17 protein-coding genes are annotated in these 17,761 nt (G+C 59.7%); 6 read left to right on the top strand and 11 right to left on the bottom strand.

Features of this window, described 5'->3' with window-relative positions:
- Window positions 1-60: 60 nt before the first annotated feature.
- The 4 genes from GTU76_RS04155 to GTU76_RS04140 all read left to right on the top strand — a co-directional run bounded on the left by GTU76_RS04155 (window position 61) and on the right by GTU76_RS04140 (window position 4,157).
- On the top strand, window positions 61-225 hold the full coding sequence (locus GTU76_RS04155; protein ID WP_003177151.1) for a DUF1328 domain-containing protein: 165 nt from the start codon (window positions 61-63) through the stop codon (window positions 223-225).
- 2 nt (window positions 226-227) lie between these two features.
- Window positions 228-692: an inhibitor of vertebrate lysozyme family protein gene (locus GTU76_RS04150; protein ID WP_016986435.1), complete on the top strand. Its 465-nt coding sequence runs from the start codon at window positions 228-230 to the stop codon at window positions 690-692.
- A 701-nt stretch (window positions 693-1,393) separates the two neighbouring features.
- Window positions 1,394-2,725, top strand: a complete 1,332-nt coding sequence (gene gltP, locus GTU76_RS04145) for a glutamate/aspartate:proton symporter GltP (RefSeq protein ID WP_093429514.1) — start codon at window positions 1,394-1,396, stop codon at window positions 2,723-2,725.
- Window positions 2,726-2,927: 202 nt separating this feature from the next.
- Entirely contained in the window at window positions 2,928-4,157 is a 1,230-nt protein-coding gene (locus tag GTU76_RS04140; RefSeq protein ID WP_175552775.1) for a nucleoside recognition domain-containing protein, read from the top strand.
- A gap of 118 nt (window positions 4,158-4,275) precedes the next feature.
- Here GTU76_RS04140 and GTU76_RS04135 read toward each other — a convergent pair whose 3' ends face one another.
- The 9 genes from GTU76_RS04135 to GTU76_RS04095 all read right to left on the bottom strand — a co-directional run bounded on the left by GTU76_RS04135 (window position 4,276) and on the right by GTU76_RS04095 (window position 14,870).
- On the bottom strand, window positions 4,276-4,899 hold the full coding sequence (locus GTU76_RS04135; RefSeq protein WP_180698117.1) for an ABC-type transport auxiliary lipoprotein family protein: 624 nt from the start codon (window positions 4,897-4,899) through the stop codon (window positions 4,276-4,278).
- Complete coding sequence (locus GTU76_RS04130) at window positions 4,896-5,834, bottom strand: MlaD family protein (RefSeq protein ID WP_016986431.1); 939 nt, start codon at window positions 5,832-5,834, stop codon at window positions 4,896-4,898. The genes GTU76_RS04135 and GTU76_RS04130 overlap by 4 nt, the downstream gene beginning before the upstream one ends.
- A gap of 1 nt (window position 5,835) precedes the next feature.
- Window positions 5,836-6,639, bottom strand: a complete 804-nt coding sequence (locus GTU76_RS04125; RefSeq protein ID WP_007911797.1) for an ABC transporter ATP-binding protein — start codon at window positions 6,637-6,639, stop codon at window positions 5,836-5,838.
- The gene (locus GTU76_RS04120) at window positions 6,636-7,784 is read right to left on the bottom strand and encodes an ABC transporter permease (protein ID WP_016986429.1); all 1,149 of its coding nucleotides are present in this window, start codon (window positions 7,782-7,784) and stop codon (window positions 6,636-6,638) included. Before GTU76_RS04120 ends, GTU76_RS04125 begins: the two co-directional genes overlap by 4 nt.
- Before the next feature lie 54 nt (window positions 7,785-7,838).
- A complete protein-coding gene (locus GTU76_RS04115; RefSeq protein ID WP_016986428.1) occupies window positions 7,839-8,867 on the bottom strand; it encodes a DUF5924 family protein in 1,029 nt (342 codons plus the stop codon).
- A 191-nt stretch (window positions 8,868-9,058) separates the two neighbouring features.
- Complete coding sequence (locus tag GTU76_RS04110; RefSeq protein WP_180698116.1) at window positions 9,059-10,450, bottom strand: M16 family metallopeptidase; 1,392 nt, start codon at window positions 10,448-10,450, stop codon at window positions 9,059-9,061.
- Between the two features lie 168 nt (window positions 10,451-10,618).
- Window positions 10,619-12,277: a Na/Pi cotransporter family protein gene (locus tag GTU76_RS04105; protein ID WP_016986426.1), complete on the bottom strand. Its 1,659-nt coding sequence runs from the start codon at window positions 12,275-12,277 to the stop codon at window positions 10,619-10,621.
- A 432-nt stretch (window positions 12,278-12,709) separates the two neighbouring features.
- The gene (locus GTU76_RS04100; RefSeq protein ID WP_095119663.1) at window positions 12,710-13,477 is read right to left on the bottom strand and encodes a TerC family protein; all 768 of its coding nucleotides are present in this window, start codon (window positions 13,475-13,477) and stop codon (window positions 12,710-12,712) included.
- 85 nt (window positions 13,478-13,562) lie between these two features.
- A complete protein-coding gene (locus GTU76_RS04095; protein ID WP_007911819.1) occupies window positions 13,563-14,870 on the bottom strand; it encodes a CitMHS family transporter in 1,308 nt (435 codons plus the stop codon).
- A gap of 323 nt (window positions 14,871-15,193) precedes the next feature.
- On the opposite strand from GTU76_RS04095, the gene GTU76_RS04090 reads away from it, so the two are divergent.
- Complete coding sequence (locus tag GTU76_RS04090) at window positions 15,194-15,595, top strand: GFA family protein (RefSeq protein ID WP_180698115.1); 402 nt, start codon at window positions 15,194-15,196, stop codon at window positions 15,593-15,595.
- On the opposite strand, the gene GTU76_RS04085 is transcribed toward GTU76_RS04090, so the two are convergent.
- A complete protein-coding gene (locus GTU76_RS04085) occupies window positions 15,596-15,922 on the bottom strand; it encodes a DOPA 4,5-dioxygenase family protein (RefSeq protein ID WP_123593425.1) in 327 nt (108 codons plus the stop codon).
- Window positions 15,923-16,004: 82 nt separating this feature from the next.
- On the opposite strand from GTU76_RS04085, the gene GTU76_RS04080 reads away from it, so the two are divergent.
- Window positions 16,005-16,673, top strand: coding sequence for an NAD(P)-dependent oxidoreductase (locus GTU76_RS04080; RefSeq protein WP_016986423.1), 669 nt, complete (start codon window positions 16,005-16,007; stop codon window positions 16,671-16,673).
- A 30-nt stretch (window positions 16,674-16,703) separates the two neighbouring features.
- Here the strand turns inward: GTU76_RS04080 and GTU76_RS04075 are convergent, their stop codons facing one another.
- Complete coding sequence (locus GTU76_RS04075) at window positions 16,704-17,654, bottom strand: choline sulfate utilization transcriptional regulator (RefSeq protein WP_016986422.1); 951 nt, start codon at window positions 17,652-17,654, stop codon at window positions 16,704-16,706.
- Window positions 17,655-17,761 lie beyond the last annotated feature (107 nt).

The following is a 17,761-nucleotide window of genomic DNA, read 5'->3' as shown; positions in this document are numbered from 1 at the left end:
TTCAGACGCAACGCGTCGGAACACGTAACACCCCCAAATAGAGAAGTAAGGAGAATCACCATGTTGAGCTGGGCAATTACATTCTTGATCATTGCCATCATCGCTGCAGTACTGGGCTTCGGTGGTATCGCGGGCACCGCCACGGGTATCGCCAAGATTCTGTTTGTCGTGTTCCTGGTGATGTTCATCGCTTCCTTCTTCTTTGGCCGTCGCGGCCGAGGTTAACGATGAGTGCGTTAAAGACACTGGCAGCCGCCCTGCTTCTGGGCGGTAGTGCCATGGCGATGGCGGCCAATGACGGCCAGACGCGGGTCAACGAACTCCTCAGTTCGGACCCGCAATATCGGGAAACCTGGGAAGGCGTGGTAAAGAAGGAAGAACGCCTGCCGGAATGGGTGATGAACCTGTCCGGAACGCCTGACCAGCAGATGAATGCCGTGACTGAAGATGGCGATCAATATCTGGTTGGACCGCTCTGCGAATCTGCGGACAAATGCCTCAACCACCGCTTGATCGTCGCCTTCAGTTTCGACAAGAAAGACGCTTACGCCATGCTCGTCGATGTGCCCGAAGGATTGCCGGCCGACAAGTCGCCAACGCGACATGCCACCTACCGCTTCCTCGGCAAACCCGATCAGGGCATGCAGGATCTTTTGATGGAAACCCTGAAAAAAGATCCGAAGTGGTACTGATTCGAACATGAAGGCAGCAGCCCCGCTGCCTTCCATTGCGCCAACCTGAGGAAGGCAGGCGCATGACCAAGGGGCCGGGATGTTCTGACTGTTGCAGGGTCGGAGTGACCTACGGGTACAGGGAGTGCCTGCGCAAGGGCCGGGTCAGGGTAAAAGCTGCGCCGCAGGTTCGCCGACCCACAGTGGTCGACGGACTTGCGCTGAGCTTTCAATCAGACAAAACGTTGATCCAGAGCCTTCAGCTCGTTCCTTTTATCGCTGACACTGCGCGTGAAAACATTACGCGGTGTTTCACGGCGACCGTATATCGACAAAAAGACCGTTTAAACAGTAGGACTTCTAGTCTTCCAACGTAGGCTTTTTCCTAAGTTTTTAGTCGATTTTTCTTGCTCAAAAAACAACCAATCTGCGCTGTGATGTCCGGTTCACGGCACTTATGCCGGCCGAAATGTCACAATCGAACCGGTTGGGACGCCAGTTTCATTAAAAAAAACTCATGCCGATTCGGCATAGGGTAGGCGTTTACGGCATTAGACGGCGCAACCTTGCATCGGAATAGTTGCGCCTTTTTTCGCCTGCCGAAGAGCTGCAAATACGCGCTTCGGGGCACCTTATACGGAGGCAGATGCACAGACTTTTCCGCTAAAGAGCGTTCCAGTTCCTGCATGTGCCTGAGTCAAACGCAAGTAAGGGTAAAGATAATGAAGAAGGCAAAAATTAGCCTCGCCTGGCAGATCCTCATCGGTCTGGTTTTGGGTATTGCAATTGGTGCGTTGCTCAACCATTTCAGTGCCGAAAAAGCCTGGTGGATCAGCAACGTCCTGCAACCGGCAGGCGATATCTTTATCCGTCTGATCAAGATGATCGTGATCCCGATTGTCATCTCCTCCCTGATTGTCGGCATTGCCGGCGTGGGCGACGCCAAGAAGCTGGGGCGTATCGGCCTGAAGACGATCATCTATTTCGAAATCGTCACCACCATCGCCATCGTCGTCGGCCTGCTGCTGGCCAACCTGTTCCATCCGGGCACAGGCATCGACATGAGCACCCTGGGCACGGTGGATATCTCCAAGTACCAGGCGACCGCCGCCGAAGTGCAGCATGAACACGCGTTCATCGAGACCATCCTCAACCTGATCCCGTCGAATATCTTCGCGGCCATGGCCCGCGGCGAAATGCTGCCGATCATCTTCTTCTCCGTGCTGTTCGGTCTCGGCCTGTCGAGCCTGCAGTCGGACCTGCGCGAGCCGCTGGTGAAGATGTTCCAGGGCGTCTCGGAAAGCATGTTCAAAGTCACCCACATGATCATGAACTACGCGCCGATCGGCGTATTCGCCCTGATCGCGGTGACCGTCGCCAACTTCGGCTTCGCCTCGCTGCTGCCGCTGGCGAAACTGGTGATCCTGGTTTACGTCGCCATCGCCTTCTTCGCCTTCGTGGTGCTGGGCCTGATCGCCAAGCTGTTCGGTTTCTCGGTGATCAAGCTGATGCGCATCTTCAAGGATGAGCTGGTGCTGGCCTACTCCACCGCCTCTTCGGAAACCGTGCTGCCGCGCGTGATCGAGAAGATGGAAGCCTACGGCGCACCGAAAGCCATCTGCAGCTTCGTGGTACCGACCGGTTACTCGTTCAACCTCGACGGTTCGACCCTGTACCAGTCGATCGCCGCGATCTTCATTGCTCAGCTGTATGGCATCGACCTGTCGATCAGCCAGCAATTGCTGCTGGTCCTGACCCTGATGGTCACCTCCAAAGGCATCGCCGGTGTACCGGGTGTGTCCTTCGTGGTGCTGCTGGCCACTCTGGGCAGCGTGGGTATTCCGCTGGAAGGCCTGGCGTTCATCGCCGGTGTCGACCGCATCATGGACATGGCGCGTACCGCTCTGAACGTGATTGGTAACGCCCTGGCCGTTTTGGTTATCGCACGCTGGGAAGGCATGTACGACGACGCCAAGGGCCAGCGCTACTGGAACTCCCTGCCGCACTGGCGCAGCAAGGAAAAACTGCCGGCTGGCGAAATCTCCAAGCCGTAATGCAAAACCCTGTGGGAGCGAGCTTGCTCGCGAAGAGGCCGGTACATTCAACAATTATGTTGATTGACACACCGCCTTCGCGAGCAAGCTCGCTCCCACAGTAATTGATGCAAGGCTTACCAACGAACCCCGGAGAAATCCGGGGTTTGTCGTTTCTGGCGACCCCGCTATCATTCGCGGCATTCTTCGGGGGATTTGACTGATGCTTAATGGCCTGTGGCTTGGCTTCTTCATCGTGGCAGCCGTATCGGCGCTGGCGCAGTGGCTGATCGGCGGCAACGCCGGGATCTTCGCGGCGATGGTGGAAAGCATTTTCGCCATGGCCAAGCTCTCGGTCGAAGTCATGGTGCTGCTGTTCGGCACCCTCACCCTGTGGCTGGGCTTTCTGCGCATTGCCGAGAAGGCCGGGATCGTCGAGTGGCTGGCCAAGGTGCTCGGCCCGCTGTTCCTGCGGCTGATGCCGGAAGTCCCACCCGGCCACCCTGCCCTTGGCCTGATCACTTTGAACTTCGCCGCCAACGGCCTCGGTCTGGACAATGCTGCGACGCCCATCGGCCTGAAAGCCATGAAGGCGCTGCAAGAGCTCAATCCCAGTGCCACCATCGCCAGTAACGCGCAAATCCTCTTCCTGGTGCTCAACGCCTCCTCCCTGACCCTGCTGCCGGTGACGATCTTCATGTACCGCGCCCAGCAAGGCGCGCCGGACCCGACGCTGGTGTTCCTGCCGATTCTGCTGGCGACCAGCTGCTCGACGATTGTCGGCTTCCTCTCGGTGGCGTTTATGCAGCGGCTGCGGATCTGGGATCCGGTGGTGTTGGCTTATCTGATTCCTGGCGCGCTGATACTCGGTGGTTTCATGGCGCTGCTCGGCACGCTTTCAGCGACGGCTTTGGCGGGATTGTCGTCGATCCTCGGCAATCTCACGCTGTTCGGGTTGATCATGCTGTTCTTGCTGATCGGCGCGTTAAGGAAAGTGAAGGTTTACGAGGCGTTCGTTGAAGGCGCCAAAGAAGGCTTCGACGTCGCGAAAAATCTGCTGCCGTATCTGGTGGCGATGCTCTGCGCGGTGGGCGTACTGCGTGCGTCCGGGGCGCTGGACTTTGGGCTGGACGGGATTCGCCATCTGGTCGAGTGGGCCGGTTGGGACACGCGGTTTGTCGATGCATTGCCGACGGCGATGGTCAAACCGTTCTCTGGCAGCGCGGCGCGGGCGATGTTGATCGAGACGATGCAGACCTCGGGCGTCGACAGTTTCCCGGCGCTGGTCGCGGCGACGGTGCAGGGTAGTACTGAAACGACGTTCTACGTACTGGCGGTGTATTTCGGCGCGGTGGGGATTCAGCGCGCGCGGCATGCGGTGGGGTGTGCGTTGCTGGCGGAGTTTGCTGGCGTGGTTGGCGCCATTGCCGTCTGCTACTGGTTCTTCGGCTAAACACAAATCCAAACTGTAGGAGTGAGCCTGCTCGCGATAGCTGGGGGACAGTCACCAATGATGGTGGCTTATAGACCGCTATCGCGAGCAGGCTCACTCCTACATGGATTGTGGTGAATCAGCGCTTTTGGGGGGCGAGTTTTTGGCCTTGGTCTACGGCCCACGCAACGACCTTCGCGGTCAGGCGATCACTGGCCTGACCAAATCCCGCAACCACCGCCGGCACCTGCACATCACTCAACGGCTGACGCTCTTCAAAGCGACGACTGGCCAGAATGCGCTGGTCATAGCCACGCACCAGCAACGCATCAACCCGCACCACGACGCTGGCCTGCGTGCCCTGATATTCAGTCTGAAACGCCTGCAAACTCCCGCCCAATTCCAGATCCGCAGCAAAGTTGCTGTCATCGGTACTGAGCAACGTCACCCGGCCATCGCGCGCAAAGCCGTCGAGCAAGCGATTACGCACCAGCACCGGCGCCGGATCGCTCCAGCGCGAACCCTTGTAGCTGCTGATCACATCACCCTGCGGAATGACCGCAATCGTCGGCCGGTTCAACGCCTCACTGGCCTGCAACTTGTTCAGCCGCAACGACCAATGCTGCGTCGCCACTGAACTGGCCAAGGCGGGCGCCTGTGCGACCGGCAGGCGATAGACATCCGACGGCTCGGACTGCGGCAGAATCGAACAGGCGCTGATCAGCGCGAAGCCGGCGAGGAGGGCAAGTCGAGTCAGCTTCATGGGGTGAATTCCTTGTTCTTGTCACGGCCCAGCAGGTAGCCGCTGGGGTTGGCCTCAAGGCGTTGCGAGATGGCGCGCAGCGAGGTCAGCGTCTCGCGCAGTTCGCGGATCGCCGGGGCCAGGCCATTGAGGCCCTGCATGCCGTTGTCGAGAGAGTTTTCGTTTTTGCTCAGCAACGTGCTGATGGTGGTCGTGCTTTGTTCCAGCGACTTCATCGCTTGCTCGGCACTGCCCAGCGCCTGCTTGCCCTGATCGTTGATCAAGCCGTTGGCGTTGCGCATCAGCAGCGAGGTCTGTTCGAGCATGCTGCCGGCCTGTTTGCCGACCGTCGCCAGTTGCTGCATGGCCTGTTTGATGTCACCGCGCTGATCGTTGATGGTGCCGGTGGTCTGCTCCAGATGGGCGAGGGTTTTGCTCACGCGCTCGACGTTCTCGGCAGAGAACATCTGATTGGCGTTCTGCAGCAGCGCGGTGATGCCGGTCATCAAGTCGTTGGAGTCATTGAGCAAGCGCGAAATAGGCGAGGGCGAGGCGACAATGGTCGGCAGATTACCGTCATGCCCACGCAGTTTCGGGCTCTCGGGCGTGCCGCCGCTGAGCTGGATAATCGACGTACCGGTGATCCCGGCCAGCGCCAGTTTGGCCTGGGTATCTTCCTTGACTGGCGTGTCCCCGGCCAGACGAATCCGCGCCAGCACGCGCCGTGGATCCTTTGGATCAAGGCGCAGGTTGATCACATCGCCAACCTTGATCCCGCTGTACTGCACCGGGCTGCCCTTGGACAGGCCGCTGACTGCCTCGCTGAAGACAATTTCGTAATCCTTGAACTCGGTATCGACGCTGGACTTTGCCAGGAACAGACCGAAGAGCAGGGCACCTGCCACCACAATCACGGTGAACAGGCCGATCAACACATGATGCGCTCGGGTTTCCATGTCAGACCTCGTTGAGCAATTTGGCGGCGTCCAGCGCCGAGCGGCCGCGCGGGCCGTGGAAGTATTCGTGAATCCACGCGTCGTCGGTTTCGGAAACGACGTCGATCGGGCCCGCGACCAGGACTTTTTTCTGCGCGAGCACCGCCACACGGTCGGTGATGGTGTAGAGCGTGTCGAGGTCGTGGGTCACCAGAAACACGCTGAGGCCGAGTGCATCGCGCAGGGTCAGGATCAATTGATCGAATTGCGCCGCACCAATCGGATCGAGGCCGGCGGTGGGTTCATCGAGAAACAGAATGTCCGGATCCAGCGCCAAAGCCCGCGCCAGAGCAGCCCGTTTGATCATGCCGCCGGACAGCGACGCCGGGTATTTGTCCGCCGCCGACAGCGGCAGCCCGGCCAACGCCAGCTTCACCGCCGCCAAGTGCTCGGCGTCGTTGCGGCTGAGGCCGGCGTGTTCGATAAGGGGCAGGGCGACGTTCTCGGTGACGGTCAGCGACGAGAACAGCGCGCCTTTCTGAAACAGCACGCCAAAACGCCGCTCGACCAGCGAACGCTCATGCTCGGAGAGGCTCGGCAGGTTCTTGCCGAACACTTTGACCATGCCTTCGCTGGGCCGGCGCAACCCGACAATGCTGCGCAACAGCACTGATTTGCCACTGCCGGAGCCACCGACCACGGCAAGAATTTCGCCTTTGTACAAATCCAGATCGAGGTTCTCGTGCACGCTCTGGCTGCCGAAGCGATTGCACAGGCCACGGACTTCGATCACCGCCTCCGAGGGCGCGCGGGGTAGACGACTCACCAGCCCATCTCCATGAAGAACAGCGCGGCCACCGCGTCGAGCACGATCACCACGAAAATCGATTGGACCACGGCGGACGTGGTGTGGGCACCGACCGACTCGGCACTGCCGCTGACCTTGAAGCCTTCCAGGCAACCAATCGCGGCGATGATGAAGGCGAAGATTGGCGCCTTCACCAAGCCGACCAGAAAGTGCTGAACGCCGATGTCCGACTGCAACAACGTCAGGAACATCGCCGGCGAGATATCCAGCGACACCGCGCAGACCACGCCGCCACCAATGATCCCGCAGAGCATCGCCAGAAACGTCAGCATCGGCAGCGCCACCAGCATTGCCAGCACGCGCGGCACCACCAACAGCTCCATCGGGTCGAGGCCGAGGGTGCGGATCGCGTCGATTTCTTCGTTGGCCTTCATCGAGCCGATTTGCGCGGTGAAGGCACTGGCGGTGCGCCCGGCCATCAGGATCGCCGTGAGCAGCACACCAAATTCGCGCAGGAACGAGAAGCCCACCAGGTCCACAGTAAAGATCGTCGCGCCGAAACTGGCCAGCACCGTCGCCCCGAGAAATGCCACCACTGCGCCGACCAGAAAGGTCAGCAGCGCCACGATGGGTGCAGCGTCGAGGCCGGTCTGTTCGATGTGCGCGATCATTGGAGTGATGCGCCAGCGCTTGGGCCGGAACAGGCTGCGAGCGATGGTTTCCATGATCAGGCCGACGAAGCCGAGCAGTTGCAAGGTGTCTTGCCAGACGGTGTCGACGGCGCGACCAATACGCGTCAGCAACTGCACGCTGACGCTGATTTCCGGCTCCTTGATCGGCACGCAGAAGTCGGTCATCGAGCAGTACACGGTTTGCAGCAGCGCGCGGTCGGCGGAGGTCAGGGTGCAGTCGGGGTGTTCGGCGGATTTGCCGAGGCGCTCGGAACCGAGCAGTTCGACCAGCAACGAAGCGCCAGCGGTGTCGAGGGCGCCGAGGCTGTTGAGATCGATCGGGGTGTTGCCATCGTACTGGCCGTGGAGCTTTTCGCTCAGTTGCTTGAGCTCGGCGTAATGGGCAAGCGTCCAGTCCCCCGTGACCCGCAGGCGGGCAGGGGTTATCGACGTGTCCAGTTGGGCATTACCGCTGATCGAGCTGCTGGTCATAAGCTCCGTGCTTGTTCGGCCTTTATGCGAACTAACGTAATAGCACGAACCGGGTTACTTTTCTTTGATCGCTGTGCTGTCTGTAACTTCGAAGCGCAGCACGCCGATCACCTGGCCGTCTTCGGTCAGCACGCGCACTTGCCATTTGCCCGCCGGGTTGCCGGGGAAGTTCTGCTTGTGCGTCCACGCGCGGTAGCCTTCCTTGCGCCCGCCGTGGATGTCGAGGGCGATGCGGTCGACCTCTTTGCCATTGAACTGCCAGACGTGATAAATCCGCTCATCGAGCCCGCGCGGCGCATTGATCGCGGTGTAGGCGTAGAGGCCATCGCCACGAATCTGCTCGGCGCTGACCGTATCGAGGCTCGCGCCGGGGGTGCGGTCCTGCATTTGCGTGCTGATCGCCACGTCGGTCATCCACAGCGTCGCCGGCGGCACCCACGAGCGCAGCGCCCAACCGACGCCGCCAATACCAACGGTAATGCACAGGATCGCCAAGGCATTGCGCACCGTGCGGATCGGGAAGATCGACGCCAGGCTCGGGAACGACAACAGCACGGCAATGCCCAGCGCCCATTTGAAGCTCTGCGCGGTGGTCAGGTGCATGATCACCGGCAACGCGGTGAGCAGGGCGGCGAACAGGGTCAGGGTGTGCAACGCCAGAAACGCCCAGCGCCGTGGCGCCAGCCATTTGTAATAGAGCGGATCGACGATCGAGATCAGTGCCGCGACGCTGAGCAGGCCAGTGAAGAACAGCTGGCCGCTGTTCCACGTCGTGGTGATGAAGAAGAACGGCAGAACGAAAAACAGGCTTTCCTGATGGATCATCTGCGTCGCGTAACGCAGCAGCGGCTGGGGAATCTCGCGTTTGAACACGCGGGTGAAGAGGCCGGTGAGGGTGTTTTCCAGCATCAGCCAGATCCAGCTGAGCAGCATGATCACGGTGATCCAGCTCGCCAGCCCTTGCTGACGATCGACCATGATGAAACTGCCGACCCCGGAGATGAACCCGCCAAGCGCAATGACCCCGGGATAGCGCTTCATCAGTTCGAGAATGCGCTGGATCAGGAGCTGTATTTTTGGCATTTGGGCGGTTCACGACTGGATAGGAAAAAACCTCGACAGATTAGCGCCCGTCGGGCGCTGTGGCGAGGCTGACGGTCACTTAAAACCAACACATTCCCCTGTAGGAGTGAGCCTGCTCGCGATAGCGGTCGTTCAGTCACTATCTCTTCGTCTGGTAGACCGCTATCGCGAGCAGGCTCACTCCTACAGGGTTAGTGTTCGGCAGGTTTTCGGCGGTGGTGCAGGCGCCAGCCGATCAGGATCAGCAGTAACAAACCGATACCACCCGCACTCAACCACAACACCTGATCATCACTGACCAACGGTTTCTCGATCCGCAAATACCCCGGTTGCAACAGCAACTCACGCATGGCCTTGTTCGCTGCTTCCAGCGTCACCCCTTGCAGCTCCCGCGCCGGGTTGGCAAAACGGCCGTCCTGGTAATCGCCGAGGGCGCTCCAGTAGTAATCCGCCATCGCGCTATTACCCTGCACCGCCCAGGCCTGATGGGCGATGGAAGCCTGTTTGATCCGCGCGAAGGTGTCCGGGTCGAGACCGTTTTTCAGCAGGTCGGCCTTGAGGTCTTCCAGCACCTGAATGGCTTCGTCGACGTCATCACGATCCAGATCGGCATTCAGGCTCATGAAACCGACGCCGCCAAACACTTCGCGCTCGGCCCATGGCCCGTAGGACAAACCGTGGTTGAGGCGAATCTGCCGGTACAGCGCCCAGTCGAGGTAATCCTTGAGAATGTCGAAGGTCTGGTCGTACTGATCATCGATCACCGGCTCCGGCACCAGCCAGTGCAGTTTGGCGCTGTCGCCGATAAAGCCACGGGTGAGGGAGCGCTCATGGGCAGCGCTGGTGCTGATGTCTGGCAGTGCACGGTGTTCGCTCGGCTCAACGGCTTCGAGTGCACCCCAGGTACGCTCCAGATAGGCCGGCAGCAGTTTGTCGAGTTCGCCAACGACAATCAGGGTCATGTTGTTCGGCGCGTACCAGGCCTTGCGCACCTTCTCCAGTTGTTCCTGAGTCAGGTGACCGACCTCGGCACGTTGCGGGCATTTCAGGCCCAGTTCGACGGCGAGCTGATTGCTCGCGGTGTGGCCAAGATCCTGACGATCGAGAAAGCGTTGCAGCCGTGTGTAATGGCCGCCATCTTCACGTTCAACCACACGCTTGGCGGCGTTGATGGCGTTGTCGTCGATGCGCGTTTGTGTGAGCAGAGCGAGCAGCAGGTCGAGCACTTTGCGCTGGTTTTTCGCCGGGGCCTCGATGACGAACGTGGTGTCGGCGTTACTGGTGAAGGCATTCCATTCACCGCCCAGTGCTTGCATGCGTTCTTCCAGGCCCCCTTCGCCAGTGGCATCGATGCCACTGAACAACAAGTGCTCGAGCAGGTGCGGCAACTCTTTTTCATCGCAGTCGAAATCATCAAGACCGACGCCGACCACCAGCCGGATCGCCACGTGCCCACGTTCGGTGCCGGGCTTGAGCATCAGTTGTAAACCATTGGGCAGCGCGTAGCCTTCAACCTGAAAACGATCCAGGGCGAAGGAGGGCAGGGAACCGAGCAACAGACAGGCGAACAACAGGCAACGCATAACAGGCTTCCATACGGCTGATTTGGAGATCCGTGTCGTCAGTCAGGGCCCCATCGCGAGCAGGCTCACTCCTGCATTTGGAATGCGTCCCCCTGTAGGAGTGAGCCTGCTCGCGATAGCGGCCTGAAGGCTGAATCAATGTAACTGACTAAACCCAGCCCCAGACGTTCAAGGCGAATGCGTAATGTCGGCAATATCATCCGCCGCCAGCGCTCCGGTGTCCGCCGTTTCCAGCACCACATACGCACTGCCGCAAAACAGTGAGTTCAAGCGTTTCATGTCGGCAATCAACTCCAGGTGCAGCGAACTGGTCTCGATACTCTGCACGATCTTGCGTTGCAAACGGCTGACATGCGCATGGGCCAACCGGCGTTCCTGCGCGCGAAAGCGGCGTTTCTCGCGGAGCAACTGCCGGGCACTTTCGCGGTCACCACTGAGGAACACCGAAAGGCCCAAACGCAGGTTGGAAATCAGTTGCTGCTGCAATCCGGCCAGATCCTCCAGACCTTCTTCAGAAAACGAGCGGCGCTGCGAGGTCTTCTGTTGCTGGATCTTGCGCAGCATGCGTTCGATCAGGTCGGCGGCCAATTTGAGGTTGATCGCCAGCTCGATGATCTCGGCCCAGCGCCGACTGTCCTGCTCGCCGAGGTCTTCGCGGGGCATCTGCGCCAGGTACAGCTTGATCGCGCTGTACAGCGCTTCGACGTCATCGGTCAGCCGACGCATTTCCTGGGTGACGGCGGTCTGCTTGCCGCGCAGTACATCGAGGGTGGCATCGAGCATGTTGTCGAGCAGATCGCCCATGCGCAGGGTTTCCCGGGCGGCGTTGGCCAACGCCAGACTCGGCGTCACCAGCGCCGTCGCGTCGAGGTGACGCGGTTTGGCGGTGCCGTTGACCTCCGGACGTTCCGGCAGCAGCCACGCGCAGAGTCGCGCCATCGGGCCAACGCTAGGCAGCAGAATCAGGCAGCGCGCGGTGTTGTAGAGCAAGTGGAAGCCGATGACCATTTCCTGCGGGCTGAAATCGAGGCTGTCGATCCAGTGCACCAGCGGGTCGAGCACCGGGATGATCAGCAACAGGCCAATGAGTTTGTACAACAGACTGCCCAACGCCACTTGCCGGCCGGCGGCGTTCTGCATGCTGGTGCTCATAAAGGCGAGAATGCCGCTGCCGATGTTGGCGCCGATCACCAGACCGATTGCCACTGGAAGACTGATCACGCTGGCGCCGGCCAGGGTTGCAGTGAGCAAAACGGCAGCGAGGCTGGAGTAGGAAATCATCGCGAACAACGCGCCAACCAAGGCGTCGAGGAGGATATCGCCGGTCAGCGAGGCGAAAATCACCTTCACCCCTTGCGCATGGGTGATCGGCGCGGCGGCCTCAACGATCAATTGCAGCGCCAAAATGATCAGCCCCAGCCCGATGGCCACCCGGCCCATCTGCCCAAGGCGCGTCTGTTTGCGCGACAGAAAGAAAATCACCCCAAGGAAAATCAGCAGCGGCGACAACCACGACAGGTCGAACGTCAACACCCGCGCCATCAGCGCAGTACCGACGTCGGCGCCGAGCATGGTCGCCAGTGCCGGAGTCAGCGCCATCAGGCCCTGGCCGACGAAAGAGGTCACGAGCATGGCGGTGGCGTTGCTGCTCTGCACCATCGCAGTGACGACAATACCAGCGACAAAGGCCAGCCAGCGCTTGGACATGTTCTGGCCGATCACATGGCGCAGGTTGGTGCCGTACACCCGCAGGATGCCGGTTCGGACGATGTGCGTGCCCCAGATCAGCAGGGCGACGGCGGAAAGCAGATTGAGCAGGGTGAGCATGCAGACCCCCTGTAGTAGCAGCGCCCCAGAGGGGCAAGTGGACGGTACCGCGCGGTTTCTACGTTTTTGATACTTAAGCTGTAGTTGGCTAACGGTCTGGGCGCCAGCATTGCACAGCTAAAGTGTCGATTGAAACAAAAGTGTCATGAAAAGCGCTTCATACACCCCCTTTAAATCAACGCCGTCTCCTGTGGGAGCTGGCTTGCCAGCGATGGCGTCGGCACAACCAACATTGATGTCGCCTGACACTCCGCTATCGCTGGCAAGCCAGCTCCCACAAGGTCCGCAGTGACTGAATGTTGCACAAACAAATGTGGGAGCGAGCTTGCTCGCGAAAGCGGTGGGCCAGCCAACATTTCTGTCGACTGACACGAAGCCTTCGCGAGCAAGCTCGCTCCCACAGGGGGTACTGCGTATTGCCGGACTAGCAGATTACTGGCCCGGAATGTCCTTGCGCAGTTTCACCGGGTCTTGCTGTTGTCTTTTCTTGGCCATTGCGCCGCGTAGCTTGATGTTGATCGCTTCCACCGCCAGCGAGAACGCCATGGCGAAGTAGACATAGCCCTTCGGCACATGCACATCGAACGACTCGGCAATCAGTACCGTACCGACCACCAGAAGGAACGACAGCGCCAGCATCTTCAACGACGGGTGCTTGTCGATGAACTCGCTGATCTTGCCCGACGCCAGCATCATCACCAGCACCGCCACGACGATCGCCGCGACCATCACCGGCACGTGGGAAACCATGCCCACTGCGGTGATCACCGAGTCCAGCGAGAAGACGATGTCGATGATCGCGATCTGGATGATGGTGTAGAGGAAGTTGCCGCCCTTGCCGCCAGGCGTGTCGTCGCTTTCGTCTTCGCCTTCCAGCGCGTGGTACATCTCTTGCGAGCTCTTCCACAACAGGAACAGGCCACCGAAGAACAGGATCAGGTCACGGCCGGAAATGCCCTGGCCGAACACTTCGAACAGGTCGGCGGTAAGGCGCATGACCCAGGTGATCGACAGCAGCAACAGGATGCGGGTGATCATGGCCAGGCCAAGACCGAAGATCCGGGTGCGCTGCTGCATGTGCTTGGGCATGCGGCTGACCAGGATCGAAATCATGATGATGTTATCGATGCCGAGGACGATTTCCAGGGCGGTCAGGGTGAAGAAGGCAACCCAGATTTCGGGGTTGGTCAGCCATTCCATGTGTATTCCTTTGAGCAATTGTTAAACCGAAAAAGGTCCGGGCTTCAAACCGCGAAGCCAGGACCCGAAACGGTGAGTCTTGGGCTTATAGAGTGCTGAACACCGGGAAAGTCCCCAACAGCAGTGCAGCAATCAGGATGCAGATACACACCAGGATCGCCCATTTCAGGGTGAAACGCTGGTGGTCACCGAAATCGATGCCAGCCAGGGCCACCAACAGATACGTCGATGGCACCAACGGGCTCAGCAAGTGGACGGGCTGACCGACGATCGAGGCACGGGCCATTTCCACTGCGGTGATCCCATAGTGGCTGGCCGCTTCGGCCAACACCGGCAACACGCCATAGTAGAACGCATCGTTGGACATGAAGAAGGTGAACGGCATGCTCACCAGCGCCGTGATCACGGCCAGATAGGGGCCGAGGAAATCCGGAATCACCGCCAACAGGCTCTTCGACATCGCATCGACCATGCCGGTGCCGCTCAGGATACCGGTGAAGATACCCGCCGCAAAGATCAGCCCGACCACTGCCAGCACGCTACCGGCGTGAGCCGCGACGCGATCCTTCTGCATCTGCAGGCAAGGGTAGTTGACGATCATGGCAATACTGAACGCGACCATGAACAGCACCGGCAAAGGCAGCAGGCCAGCAATCAGGGTGCACATCAGGCCGAAGGTCAGGGCGCCGTTGAACCAGATCAGTTTCGGACGGCGGGCATCCGGGAACTGCGACACGCTGATTTCGCTGTGATCGATATCATCGCCAACCAGATGCAGCTCACCCAGACGCGCACGCTCACGTTTACCGTAGAAGTAGGCGATGACCAGGATCGCCACCACACCAGCAGCCATAGCCGGAATCATCGGCACGAAAATATCCGACGGATCGACATGCAGCGCACTCGCCGCACGCGCGGTCGGGCCGCCCCACGGGGTCATGTTCATCACGCCGCCGGCGAGAATGATCAGACCGGCCATGATCCGCGGGCTCATGCCAATGCGGCTGTACAGCGGCAGCATGGCGGCCACGCAGATCATGTAAGTGGTCGCGCCGTCACCATCGAGGGAAACGACGAGCGCCAGTACGGCGGTGCCGACCGAAACCTTCAGCGGGTCGCCCTTGACCAGTTTGAGGATCTTGCGCACGGCCGGATCGAACAGGCCGGAGTCGATCATCAGGGCGAAATAGAGAATGGCGAACATCAGCATCACGCCGGTCGGCGCGAGCTTGGTGATGCCTTCGAGCATCATCGGGCCGATCTTCGGTGCGAAACCACCGAACAGGGCGAAGACAATCGGGATGATGATCAGAGCGATCAGCGCGGACAGGCGCTTGGTCATGATCAGGAACATGAACGTGATGACCATGGCGAAGCCAAGGAAAGTCAGCATGGGAATACTCCAGGCGTAGCGCGGCTAGTTGAGTGAGCGGATCGGGCGGGATCAGCGCAGAACGGGAAGCACGAGACGTACGGGCGGAGTGACAGCGAAGAGGCGGGTTACAGAGGACATCAGAATCACCATTGTTGTTGTTAATTGGGCCGTTCGTGCGAGGTATCACACGCATTGGCCAACCGGTCTGTTGCCGGAAGTGGAGGCGATCCTAATCGGGGAAGCTTTCAGCTACCTTTCGCTGGTGAAAGCTTTGAATGAACGGTCAACCGGCCGTCGGATGCGAACCAGAGTCAATGAACACAGGAAGGAGGGCTTTGACCATGAGCGAAATGCACAGTGGCGGCTGCCATTGCGGACACATTCGTTACCAGTTCAGCGGGGCGTTGCAGGATATCGCCCATTGCCATTGTTCGATTTGCCGCAAGGTCAGCGGTGGAATCGTCACGACGTGGATCACCGTGCCGGCTGCGAATTTTCAATGGCTGGCCGCTAAGCCGGCGCGTTATGACTCATCCGACAGTTGCGCGCGGTACTTCTGCCCGCGGTGTGGCGCGCAACTGGCGTTGGTGACGTTGCTCAGCCCTGAAAGCATCGACGTAACCATCGCCACACTTGATCACCCAGAGCAGGCACCCGCCGAGCGACACATCTGGACGGACAGCCAATTGCCCTGGCTGCATCTGGACGAGCATCTGCCGGGCGAAGCCGAAGAAACGCTGTGATCAAAAAACAGACAGATTCAGCGGTCGGATCGCACCCATCCAGATCGCGTGTTCGGTGTGGTCGAGCAAATCATCCCCAGTGTCCGGGTGCAGAAACACCACCAGGCCTTTGCGATTGAGTGCCAGCCACGGCAGCACCTCGCCGATCAACTCAGGGCCGAAGGCCAATTGGCAGCTCCAGTCCGGATGCGGCCCGACCGGGCGCTCATGGACGCGGCCCATTTTCAGAGCAAACAATTGCGCGGCCTGCTCGCACAAGGCCCGCGCCTGCTCGATGGTCCTGGCGTCGAAATAGACATGGGCGTGATAACCCTTGATCGCTTGCATCTAAAAGCCTCTGAATCGGTTCGAACCCTCGGCGTCGCCCGTATGTCACACGCCATACAAGGGATAAGAAAAGGGATCAGCCATGAAAAATGCCGAAACCCCGGCGGTAAAAGTGGTGCTCTATGGTGCCATGAGTAGCCTGGGCAGCGCGTTGATGGCTGAATTGCTGCGTCGTCAGCATGAAGTCATTGCCATTCTCGACGATCTCACCGCGCTCGCGCCGCGTCCCGGACTACGCACCAAGAGCGGCGACCTGTTCGATTCCGAGCGGGTCAATCAAAGTGTGGCCGGCAGTTCGGTGGTCATCTGCTTATTGGATGCGCCGGGTTTGCCATTCAGCAGCGATCACGTTGAGCGCTCTGTCGTACTCGGCCCTGTCGAGCAAGTGCTGGCCGTCGACGCATTGGTCGATGGACTGCAAGCCGCCAACGTTTCGCGGCTGTTTCTGGTGGGCGATTTTGCCGTACTTGATGAGCCGGATGTCGATGATCGCCTGCAACGTCATGCCGCCGAAGAAATCCGTGAAGCCGTGCAAAGCAGCCCGCTGCACTGGACGCTGGTCAATGCTCCGCACGGCGTGGCCGGGCTGACGATTGAGCACTTCAGTCAGGTCGGCGGCAATCTGGAGCCGGGTCTGGCCGAACCGCTGGAGCGTCTGAATCGGGTGGCGGTGGGGATTGCTGATGAGTTGCGGCTGAATCTGCATGTGGGGCAGCACGTGAATTTCGTCGCGGCCAGCGACTCCAGGTAGGAGCTGCCGCAGGCTGCGATCTTTTGATCTTCAAACCGCAATCGAAGGCAGCGCCAGCCCGTTCAGGGATTCGGCGCTGCTCGCCTGCTCCGCCATCAACCAATCGACAAATTGTTGAATCAACGCCCCTCGACGTTTGCGCTGCGGCAACACCACGTAATACCCCAGCCGCGACAGCGTCGTTTCAGCAATCGGCCGGCACAACAAACCCTGGCTCAGCAAGTTATCCACAAGGTGCCGCCAACCGATCGCCACGCCCTGGCCACCAATCGCCGCCTGAATCAACAGCGTGTAATTATCGAAGCGCAACTGCCCGGGCGCTGGCGCAGTGGTGATGCCGAGTTGGCGAAACAGGCCACTCCAGTCAAACCAGTTGCTGCTATTTTCGCCACGCAGGTGCAGCAATGGAAACTCCAGCAACGCCTGAGCGGGCAAGGGCAGGGCACGGTCCTTGAGCAACTGCGGACTGCACACCGGGAACACTTCTTCGCTGAACAACCAGTGACTCTCGCCCTGCTTGAAACGCCCATCGCCGAACAGAATCGCTACATCGATATCCGTACGCAGCATGTTGTGGTTGCGCTCGCTGGTGACGAGGCTGACATCAACGTGAGGATTGGCTTCATGAAAGCGGTGCAAGCGCGGCATCAACCAATACGCAGCGAAGGCAAAATCGGTGGCAACCTGCAGGACTTCATGTTGCTGTTGCGTGCTGATTGCGCTTAATCCTGCATCGATATTCTGCAAACCGAGGGTAACTTGCTCGAACAGGATCGCGCCGATTTCCGTCAATTCGATGCCTCGGTAGATCCGATCAAACAGACGCGTACCGAGTTGCTCTTCCAGCCGTTTGATCTGCTGACTGATCGCCGGTTGCGTAGTGCCCAGCTCTACCGATGCGGCGGTAAAACTGCGCTGTCGCGCCGCCGCCTCGAAAGCGCGCAACAGGTCGAGCGACAGATCACCCAAGGCTTCATACATAAGCAGTGCTTATCCTAGTCATTGTCCGGCGCGGGCTTTACCGGATACAGCATGGACTTCATGCTCGATCGCAGCAATGTCGCATAAATATTCACTATGGAATGCCG

It is taken from the genome of Pseudomonas crudilactis (genome assembly GCF_013433315.1).
GTDB classification, from domain to species: domain Bacteria; phylum Pseudomonadota; class Gammaproteobacteria; order Pseudomonadales; family Pseudomonadaceae; genus Aquipseudomonas; species Aquipseudomonas crudilactis.
This window is presented reverse-complemented; position numbering and strand designations above follow the sequence as displayed.

Excerpts from the sequence above, each read along its gene's own strand:
- GTU76_RS04130 (WP_016986431.1), bottom strand. The coding sequence starts at position 5,834 with ATGGAAACCCGAGCGCATCATGTGTTGATCGGCCTGTTCACCGTGATT.
- GTU76_RS04140 (WP_175552775.1), top strand. The coding sequence starts at position 2,928 with ATGCTTAATGGCCTGTGGCTTGGCTTCTTCATCGTGGCAGCCGTATCG.
- GTU76_RS04120 (WP_016986429.1), bottom strand. The coding sequence starts at position 7,784 with ATGACCAGCAGCTCGATCAGCGGTAATGCCCAACTGGACACGTCGATA.
- GTU76_RS04105 (WP_016986426.1), bottom strand. The coding sequence starts at position 12,277 with ATGCTCACCCTGCTCAATCTGCTTTCCGCCGTCGCCCTGCTGATCTGG.
- GTU76_RS04135 (WP_180698117.1), bottom strand. The coding sequence starts at position 4,899 with ATGAAGCTGACTCGACTTGCCCTCCTCGCCGGCTTCGCGCTGATCAGC.
- GTU76_RS04090 (WP_180698115.1), top strand. The coding sequence starts at position 15,194 with ATGAGCGAAATGCACAGTGGCGGCTGCCATTGCGGACACATTCGTTAC.
- GTU76_RS04080 (WP_016986423.1), top strand. The coding sequence starts at position 16,005 with ATGAAAAATGCCGAAACCCCGGCGGTAAAAGTGGTGCTCTATGGTGCC.
- GTU76_RS04155 (WP_003177151.1), top strand. The coding sequence starts at position 61 with ATGTTGAGCTGGGCAATTACATTCTTGATCATTGCCATCATCGCTGCA.
- GTU76_RS04100 (WP_095119663.1), bottom strand. The coding sequence starts at position 13,477 with ATGGAATGGCTGACCAACCCCGAAATCTGGGTTGCCTTCTTCACCCTG.
- gltP (WP_093429514.1), top strand. The coding sequence starts at position 1,394 with ATGAAGAAGGCAAAAATTAGCCTCGCCTGGCAGATCCTCATCGGTCTG.
- GTU76_RS04110 (WP_180698116.1), bottom strand. The coding sequence starts at position 10,450 with ATGCGTTGCCTGTTGTTCGCCTGTCTGTTGCTCGGTTCCCTGCCCTCC.
- GTU76_RS04075 (WP_016986422.1), bottom strand. The coding sequence starts at position 17,654 with ATGTATGAAGCCTTGGGTGATCTGTCGCTCGACCTGTTGCGCGCTTTC.
- GTU76_RS04150 (WP_016986435.1), top strand. The coding sequence starts at position 228 with ATGAGTGCGTTAAAGACACTGGCAGCCGCCCTGCTTCTGGGCGGTAGT.
- GTU76_RS04115 (WP_016986428.1), bottom strand. The coding sequence starts at position 8,867 with ATGCCAAAAATACAGCTCCTGATCCAGCGCATTCTCGAACTGATGAAG.
- GTU76_RS04085 (WP_123593425.1), bottom strand. The coding sequence starts at position 15,922 with ATGCAAGCGATCAAGGGTTATCACGCCCATGTCTATTTCGACGCCAGG.
- GTU76_RS04095 (WP_007911819.1), bottom strand. The coding sequence starts at position 14,870 with ATGCTGACTTTCCTTGGCTTCGCCATGGTCATCACGTTCATGTTCCTG.